This window comes from Holdemania sp. (assembly GCF_986127675.1).
In genome coordinates this window covers 1-7,901 of record NZ_CFQZWI010000113.1, presented here as the reverse complement: position 1 = coordinate 7,901, position 7,901 = coordinate 1, and the positions used below count along the sequence as shown (strand labels likewise).

8 protein-coding genes are annotated in these 7,901 nt (G+C 49.0%); 5 read left to right on the top strand and 3 right to left on the bottom strand.

Features of this window, described 5'->3' with window-relative positions; translation table 11 throughout:
* Positions 1-167 precede the first annotated feature (167 nt).
* Complete coding sequence (locus AC5OW4_RS13200) at positions 168-803, bottom strand: hypothetical protein (RefSeq protein WP_493677072.1); 636 nt, start codon at positions 801-803, stop codon at positions 168-170.
* A 185-nt stretch (positions 804-988) separates the two neighbouring features.
* On the opposite strand from AC5OW4_RS13200, the gene AC5OW4_RS13195 reads away from it, so the two are divergent.
* The 3 genes from AC5OW4_RS13195 to AC5OW4_RS13185 all read left to right on the top strand — a co-directional run bounded on the left by AC5OW4_RS13195 (position 989) and on the right by AC5OW4_RS13185 (position 3,380).
* Positions 989-2,413, top strand: a complete 1,425-nt coding sequence (locus AC5OW4_RS13195; protein ID WP_493677071.1) for a DEAD/DEAH box helicase — start codon at positions 989-991, stop codon at positions 2,411-2,413.
* Positions 2,414-2,554: 141 nt separating this feature from the next.
* Positions 2,555-3,028 carry a hypothetical protein gene (locus AC5OW4_RS13190; protein ID WP_072685128.1) on the top strand — a complete coding sequence of 158 codons (474 nt, stop codon included), beginning with the start codon at positions 2,555-2,557 and terminating at the stop codon, positions 3,026-3,028.
* A 73-nt stretch (positions 3,029-3,101) separates the two neighbouring features.
* Positions 3,102-3,380 carry a hypothetical protein gene (locus tag AC5OW4_RS13185; RefSeq protein ID WP_072685129.1) on the top strand — a complete coding sequence of 93 codons (279 nt, stop codon included), beginning with the start codon at positions 3,102-3,104 and terminating at the stop codon, positions 3,378-3,380.
* Positions 3,381-3,462: 82 nt separating this feature from the next.
* Here AC5OW4_RS13185 and AC5OW4_RS13180 read toward each other — a convergent pair whose 3' ends face one another.
* Complete coding sequence (locus AC5OW4_RS13180; protein WP_195395522.1) at positions 3,463-4,917, bottom strand: sodium-dependent transporter; 1,455 nt, start codon at positions 4,915-4,917, stop codon at positions 3,463-3,465.
* Positions 4,918-5,148: 231 nt separating this feature from the next.
* On the opposite strand from AC5OW4_RS13180, the gene AC5OW4_RS13175 reads away from it, so the two are divergent.
* The gene (locus AC5OW4_RS13175) at positions 5,149-5,970 is read left to right on the top strand and encodes a histidinol-phosphatase (protein ID WP_229100703.1); all 822 of its coding nucleotides are present in this window, start codon (positions 5,149-5,151) and stop codon (positions 5,968-5,970) included.
* 187 nt (positions 5,971-6,157) lie between these two features.
* Positions 6,158-7,036 carry a VIT1/CCC1 transporter family protein gene (locus AC5OW4_RS13170; RefSeq protein WP_072685132.1) on the top strand — a complete coding sequence of 293 codons (879 nt, stop codon included), beginning with the start codon at positions 6,158-6,160 and terminating at the stop codon, positions 7,034-7,036.
* A 405-nt stretch (positions 7,037-7,441) separates the two neighbouring features.
* On the opposite strand, the gene AC5OW4_RS13165 is transcribed toward AC5OW4_RS13170, so the two are convergent.
* Positions 7,442-7,901 (bottom strand): hypothetical protein (locus AC5OW4_RS13165; RefSeq protein WP_493677069.1); only part of this gene is annotated, 460 nt, incomplete at its 5' end.

Sequence of the window (7,901 nt, the reverse complement as noted above, 5' to 3'; positions counted from 1 at the left end):
AGCGTCAACGTCCCCGGAATGATGCGGACATCTCCATAAAAGTGGAAAAAGCGACATCCCCCATAAAACTGCCAGCAGCCCAGCATGAGGGATAAATAGATTAGCAGCCAACTACAAATGCGGCATAAAATTGTCGGTCCTTGTGAGTTCATTTTTACTTCCCCCTTTCATTTTTCAATCCAGCGCTGTATCCCCTGAATGATTTGTTCCGCAATGAGAATTTCGATCAGAACTTCCAGAACATAAGGATATAACGTAAGCATTCCGCCATGGATCGTACCAATCGCAAATACATTCGCCAGAATCGTCATGCGAACCGCCGTCCAGCTCCAATGAACTTGTTTTCTGACAATCAAAACAGACAAAAGAATTCCGCAGAGCATACAAGTCAGAATGAAAGAAAGGTGGACATCAGTCCAATGCGCACGACTTTGAGAAATAAACAGATATCGCATGCTTAACGGTGAGAGGAAAGCAAGAATACTGGGAAAATCAGATTCGTTAGCCCATTCCATTGCCCTGATCAAAACAAGCGTCGTCATAATCCCCGCCGTGGCTGTCCGCAGCTGAAAAAACGGAAGTTTCTTTCTGAATAAGAAAACAAAGATCCCGGCGGTCAACCCTGCGGTCAAAACGGTAAAGACCAATGCAGAGGAAGGCTTTTGCAGCATCGGTGAGAAAGGACTTGTTCCTAAAATTTTCTGATACTGCGATGCATATCCCCACCAGACGACGCAGACGCCGGCCAGGATCACAGAAAATAAAATGGCTGACGAAATAATCCGGTCTTTCCGCTGTTTCATTCGATATCACCCCAGATTCTTCCTTTTTTCATTGTAGCATGGCCGCTCATCAGAAAACCTTACGATAATATTACATTTGTAGACCTGATTTAATCCTTGTGTTTTTAGTCTTCTGCTGATATGCTGAGAGCCAGACTTATTGATCTTATTCTTTATTATAAGAAACTTGACAGGAGGTTCTCCCGATGAATAACAACAACGTATTTGAACTACTGGAAGCCGATTTGCGTCAGGCGGTTGAAGCGCTGCACTACACGCAGCCCACCCCGGTTCAGGAACAGGTGATTCCTTCTTTTCTTCAGGGTCGGGATTGTCTGGTCCAGGCGAAGACCGGCTCAGGAAAAACCGCAGCCTACGCCCTCCCCGTTTGCCAACAATGTCATTTTGAAGACCGGCTTCCGCAGGCGTTAATCCTCGCTCCGACGCGTGAGCTGGCTGATCAGATCACTCAGGAAATCCAGAATTTCAGTTTGTTCCGACGTCTGACGTGTGTACGGCTGGTTGGCCGGCAGCCGATGAAAAGTCAGAAATACCAGCTGAAGCAGCGAGTTCAAATTGTCGTCGGTACCCCGGGCCGGGTGTGGGATCATATAGAACAGGGAACGCTCGATCTCTCTCAGCTGAAAATGGTCGTTCTGGATGAAGCGGATCAGATGTTCTCGCTGGGGCTGACAGAAACCGTTCATCAGATTTTAGAAAAGCTTCCTTTCCCCATTCAAACTTGTTTGTTTTCCGCAACCCTAAGTCCGGAAATTTTACAGTTGGCGGAAATCACGGTTCACGATCCTTTGATGATCCAGATTGATTCGCCTCGCCAGACAAATCAGAATATCCGCCTGACCTCGTTGACGGTTTCCAACACTGAAAAACTCACGGGTCTGCTTCATGTCTTCTCCACAATCCAGACACCCTCCGCGATTGTTTTCTGCGACCGGCAGGTGATGGCGGAAGAAGTCGCAGAACAGCTCAAGAAAAAAGGGGTTTGTGCGGATGCCCTGCACGGCGGGATGGAACAGGATCAACGGTTTGCCGTGCTGAAACAATTTCGTCAGGGACAGCTGCGGATTTTATGCGCGACTGACGTAGCGGCGCGGGGTCTGGATATCGACGGTTTATCGCTGATCGTGCATTGGGATCTGCCATTGAATCTGGAATCCTTCATTCACCGCTGCGGGCGCTGCGGACGGATTGATCAGCCGGGTACCTCGGTTGCCCTCCTCACGCCCAATCAGCAGAACCGCTACTCGTCCTTCCTGGAAACGTTGGAAATTCAGGATGAAACTTTCGAACTGGATCCGTTGGATGATCACTCAGGATTAGCGCATTGGAAAACAAAGAATCAAAGCCAGCCGGAGAAAGCGGCTGAACTGAAACAAAACAAAGCGACGATCTTAATCCGGGCCGGCCGGCAGCATAAGCTGCGCCCTGGTGATTTTGTCGGCGCTTTATGCAGCGCAGGGTATCGTGCAGAACAGATCGGAACGATCGAAGTACAGGAACGGGTGACCTTTATTACGCTGATTCAAGCCGATCCACAGCCGTTAATCCGAGCGGGAGAGCTTTCTGTCAAAGGCAAGCTCCGCCGGGTTGAGCGCGCCCGTTCTCTCTAATTGAACGAAGTTCATTTATGCCAAATTCTTAAAACAGAAGTTTTTGTGTTGACTTACGTTAAACACAGAACTTCTGTTTTTTGTTGATATGAAAGATGGTATAATTTCTCCATCAATGAGAACTGGATAGGGAGTAGGAAAATGCTTACGAGTGAAGAAGAACTCTGGAAACAAGCCATGCAGTTGATTATTCCTGCAGCTCCGGCTTTGCTGACCTTTGTCATGGTATGGATTATTGAGATCATTTTGCTTAATAAAAAAATTATCGGATGGGGACAAGAAAAGAAAATTGAAAAAGCAAAACAATCAGGGCAGGTTGTTGATGCAACGATAACAGGCAGTCAAAAAAGCTACTATTATGCTGATGGTAGTGGAATCGAAGCTGTGCGGTATTCGTATTCAATAAAGGGCAGACGAAAGAGAACTAAAATAGTCCAATTTCGAGTAGATGGAAGAACTACTTTTCCAGAAACAATCAAAATTTACTATCTGGGAAAGAGAATCTATACAGATTACGACAATCCAAAAGGAATTCCCAACTTTCTGTTCGTGGCCTTGCCGTTTATAATTGCCATGTTGGTTTTAATTTTGACTCAGCCTGAACTCATAGGTTGATCTTCAAATATTCATCAAAACAAAAAAGAAAAAATAAGATAACACGCCACTGAGCTTGAAAGGAAAATCAGGGATGGATATTGGTTGTATTTTTTCGATCAAGAGAAATAAAAATCCACAAAAAATATCTTTATGCGGACATTGGGAAGCGGTCGTTGGAAATTATTTTCTTACTCAGGAAGGCAATCCCAAAGCATTTTTCCGTGAGTCATTTCGTGAAGTATTGCCGACTGGACAAAGAATAAACTGGCTGGAAAAGGAAAGAATAATTGAACTTTTGAAAAGAGGGTTGTCCCTCCCCGGATTCCGGCACGGATTCCTGTTTCCCGCGAAGTCTGGCTGTTCCAAATGAAAAGAACGTCCGCAAAGCACAAAGAAAACCCCCGTCCAAAATCAACTCCCTGATAGAAGAGTCAATTAGACGAGGGTTTTTATTACGATTTACGCTGACTCAGCCAGGCGCTCAGCGGGAACATCATGATGCCGGCCACGATGATTAACGGCAGCCAGAACTGCGCGAAACCGGTGAACTTGGCATAGTAGCCCTGGAAAAAGATGAAGATGACAATGCACGGCAGACCCCAGCGCAGATAGCCGCGGATCTTCTCTGGAAAGCGCAGTCCTTTTCCGGCGTTCGCTTCCTCGATGAACGCATCCCAGCCCCACCCGCATTTCCGCGTACAGAACATCAGGTAGATCAACGAACCCAACGGCAGAATGTTGCTGGAAACGATAAAATCCTCCAGATCCTGAATCGTGCTGCCGGCGCCCAACGGCTGGAAGCCGCTCCACAGATTGAAGCCCAGCGCACAAGGCAGTGATAAGACCAGAAGCAGAATAATATTCATCCCTACCGACATCTTCCGCGACATCCCTGAATCCATTGCGAAGGCCACGATATTTTCAAATACCGCGATGATCGTCGTCAGCGCGGCAAACGACAGGAAGATGAAGAACAACGTTCCCCAAATCTGCCCGCCGGGCATTGAGTTGAAGATATTCGGCAGCGTGATGAACACCAGTCCCGGTCCGGAATCGACAGGTATGTTGTAAGCCGCCGCGGCCGGAAAAATGATCAGCCCGGAAAGCAGCGCAACCACGGTATCCAGCGCCATGATATTTAAGCTCTCGCCGAACAGGCTGCGTTCTTTACCGATGTAGCTGCCGAAGATCGCCAGCGATCCCATACCGATCGACAACGTGAAGAATGCCTGACTCATCGCCGCGAAAATGACGTTGCTGATGCCCGCCTCCAGCATCCGGTTAAAATCCGGAATCAGATAAAACTTTAATCCTTCGATCGCATTCGGCAAGGTCAGCGAACGAACGCACAGCACGATCATGATCAGAAACAGGCAGGACATCATGACCTTGGATACCCGTTCTACACCGTTCTTCAAGCCTAACCGGCAGACCAGAAATCCCAGCAGGACCGCCAGCACCATAAAACCGATCTGCTGCGCCGGGGATTTCAACATGGCGTCAAACACCCCGGACACGTCCGCCGCTTCCAAACCGTTCAGACTGCCGGAACTCATTTTAACCACATAGTTCATCATCCAGCCGCCGACCACCGTATAGAACATCATCAGAATGTAGTTGCCGCTGACCGCCATCGCTTTAAACCCATGCCAGCGCGTCCCTTTGGGTTCCAGGACGTCGAAGGAATGCGAAACTGATTTGCGAGACGCCCGGCCGACAGAAAATTCCATGACCATAATCGGCAACCCCAGCAGGATCAGGAAAAACAAATAGATTAAGACAAACGCGCCGCCGCCATATTGGCCCGTGATGAACGGAAACCGCCAGACATTGCCCAGACCGACCGCGCAGCCAGCCGATATTAAAATAAATCCCAGCCGGGAAGATAACTTTTCTCTTTCTTTCATGGTTGATAAAATCCCCTTTTTCTCCGCTATTGTATCATAGAATACAGGCGCTGTCTTTAGCCAAAATAACCCGGAACTCCCGGATTCTGATCGCATTCTCCGCTGAATCAGCCTGCTTTTCAAAGTTCGGGATCAACCGCTGCCGCGGAATAGGAAATAGGATTGCTTTGATGCCGGACATCCGTTACACTGAACTTAACCTGCACGATGCCGGTCAAAGGAGAACTTACCATGCAGAAATTCAATTTGCACACGCACACCTTCCGCTGCGGTCATGCCAGCGGAACTGATGATCAGATGGTGCTCAGCGCGATCGAGGCTGGTTTTGAGCAGCTCGGTTTCAGCGATCACATGCCCTATCCCGAGCTGCATCTGCCAACCTGCCGCATGGCCTATGACCAGCGTCAGGAATACGTTGATTCCATGATCAAGTTAAAAGTCAAATATCAGGATCGGATCATGCTGCGGTTTGGTTATGAAGCGGAGTATCTCGAGGATCATCAAAAACTGTTAAAACAACTCCACGGTGAAGTGGACTATCTGATTCTCGGTCAACATTTCAAAGCGATCGAAACGAATCCAGCTTATGAGCTGGTCTATGATTACGACGCCTATAATAATGATGAAGACGTGCTGTTCTATGCCGATCAAATTGAAAAAGCCGTAGCGATCGGCTGGTTCAGTCTGATTGCCCATCCGGATTACTTCATGCTTGGCCGCCGCACCTTCACCCCCGCCTGCGCGGAAGCGGCCAAGCGGATCTGCACGGTCAGCGCAAGGACGGGGATTCCGTTGGAAATCAACCTGAACGGCGTACATTACGGCCAGCATAAATACCGGATCAGCACGACTGATCCAGCATCCACGGAAACGACCTGCGCCTATCCGTTCCGGAAGTTCTGGGAGATCGCCGCCGCCATGCGGTGTCCGGTATGTTATGGATGGGATGCGCATGCACCGCTGGTACTTCAGGATTTCAGCCGGGTTGCGATGGCGGAAAAGCTGCTTGAAGGACTGCCGCTGAACTTTATCGACTGCTCGCCGGTTGATTGATTCTCCCCTGACTGCCGCTCTGATTTTCGTTTTCCGTCCTTGCCGCAGCCGCTTATTTTAAGCTGGGAGAACTTCCGCGGTGTTTTCGCTTTTGTTTGCCGGCTGTCCGCCCGTTTCTTTTCCATTCCATTTTGAATTCTTCCGTCAAATAGTGTAATATGAAGTACAGAAATAGGGGGTAAACCACATGAATGAATGTTCCGGAGCTGCCCTGAAAACCCTGATTCGGATGCAGCAGAATGAAATTGACGAATATCATATCTATCAAAAAATCGCAGCGACGGTCAAGTCGGAGGAAGACCGCAAGATCCTGATTCAAATTGCCCAGGAAGAAGCCTCGCATGGCAAGCTGTGGGGAAAATATACCGGCTTGCAGCCCAAGCCGAACACCGGCAAGGTGTTCTGGTACAGCCTGCTTTCTAAAATTTTCGGCTATACCTTCGCTCTGAAACTGATGGAAAACGGCGAGGACAAGGCGGATAAAGCCTATACGAGCTTAATTCAGGAAATTCCGGAAGCCGAGAAAATCGCCGAGGATGAAGAGCGGCATGAACAAGCCTTGCTGGCGATGCTTGATGAGGAACGCCTGCAGTTTGTCGGTTCGATGGTGCTGGGCATGAACGATGCCTTAGTCGAGCTGACCGGAACGCTGGCCGGCCTGACCTTCGCCCTGCAGAACAACCGGCTGGTCGCTCTGTCCGGCTTGATCACCGGCGTTTCCGCGACCTTCTCGATGACCGCTTCGGCCTATCTCTCCGCCAAGAGTGACAATGACCCGCAGGCTGTCAAATCGTGTCTGTATACCGGCGTCATGTATATGATCACCGTCGCTTTGATGAGCCTGCCGTATTTACTGCTTCCGGCGGAAGCCTACATCCCGGCGCTGATCGCGCTGTTAGTCACGGTGACGCTGATTATTCTGGTTTTCAATTATTATATTTCCGTCGCCAAGGACTACAATTTCAAGCAGCGGTTTCTTGAGATGTTTGTGATTTCCGGCTCGGTCGCCGTGATTTCCTTTCTGGTCGGTCTGGCGATCAAAGCCTGGCTGGGCATCGACATTTGACCGCAGACATCACAAGTTCCTTTTCCTGCCAGCCAACCGGGTTAAAACAAGCCCGGTTTTTCTTTTTCCCTCTGTCTCTGCTTTTTCCGGCCTACGCCTTATAATGAGGACAGGAACACTGATCTATCAATGAACAACATCCACCCCGGGATCCAGGGAGGGGGAGTGAAGAATGAACCCTCTTTTCTTTAGAAGGATGATTCATGCCTGATCAACGGTTTATCCTGTGTGTCAAAAAAGGCTGCGCCGTCAGTGGGGGTGGAAAAGCAGTGCAACGCGGGCGTGAGAATTCAGATCTTTCCTTGCACTGCTTTTTTTAAAATCATGTTTTTCACTGCACCTCAGATTAACTCGTTTTAACAAAAAAAGCAAGGCGGAATTTTAATCCATCCTTGCTTTTTCTGTTTATTTTCCAATCTGGTTCGCGTAGAAATCGACCAGCTGTGTCCGCATCTGTGCTACGACCTCTTTCGCCCAGGCATAGTCCTTTTTCTTTTCCTTACTGCCGACGGCGTTTGCGAAGCGTTCCGCCAGATCCTGACCTTCATAGAACGGAACCGCAACGTCGACCACCTTCCGCTCCGGTGTTTCTTCGAGAATCGCGTCACTGCTCAGCTTGGTGATCAGCACGGTCTGATCCTGAAGGTTGAAATAGCTTTCCGGTTTCAGGGTGTCCTTGTTGTACTGCTGGACGATGAAGACCGGCAGCGATACCGTTTCTTTTCCCTTTTTGTTAAAGCTCAGGGAAACGACATACCCATCGCCGTTGAGCGTCAGTCCGTCAATCGACTGGAATGTGCGTTCAATTCCTGACGGGAAGGACGTCTGTTTGAGATACGCGACCGTCACTTTCAGATTTTCGATC

Bases quoted from the DNA above. Each gene is read 5' to 3' on its own strand.
- AC5OW4_RS13175 (WP_229100703.1), top strand. From the start codon at position 5,149: ATGCAGAAATTCAATTTGCACACGCACACCTTCCGCTGCGGTCATGCC.
- AC5OW4_RS13185 (WP_072685129.1), top strand. From the start codon at position 3,102: ATGGATATTGGTTGTATTTTTTCGATCAAGAGAAATAAAAATCCACAA.
- AC5OW4_RS13190 (WP_072685128.1), top strand. From the start codon at position 2,555: ATGCTTACGAGTGAAGAAGAACTCTGGAAACAAGCCATGCAGTTGATT.
- AC5OW4_RS13170 (WP_072685132.1), top strand. From the start codon at position 6,158: ATGAATGAATGTTCCGGAGCTGCCCTGAAAACCCTGATTCGGATGCAG.
- AC5OW4_RS13200 (WP_493677072.1), bottom strand. From the start codon at position 803: ATGAAACAGCGGAAAGACCGGATTATTTCGTCAGCCATTTTATTTTCT.
- AC5OW4_RS13195 (WP_493677071.1), top strand. From the start codon at position 989: ATGAATAACAACAACGTATTTGAACTACTGGAAGCCGATTTGCGTCAG.
- AC5OW4_RS13180 (WP_195395522.1), bottom strand. From the start codon at position 4,917: ATGAAAGAAAGAGAAAAGTTATCTTCCCGGCTGGGATTTATTTTAATA.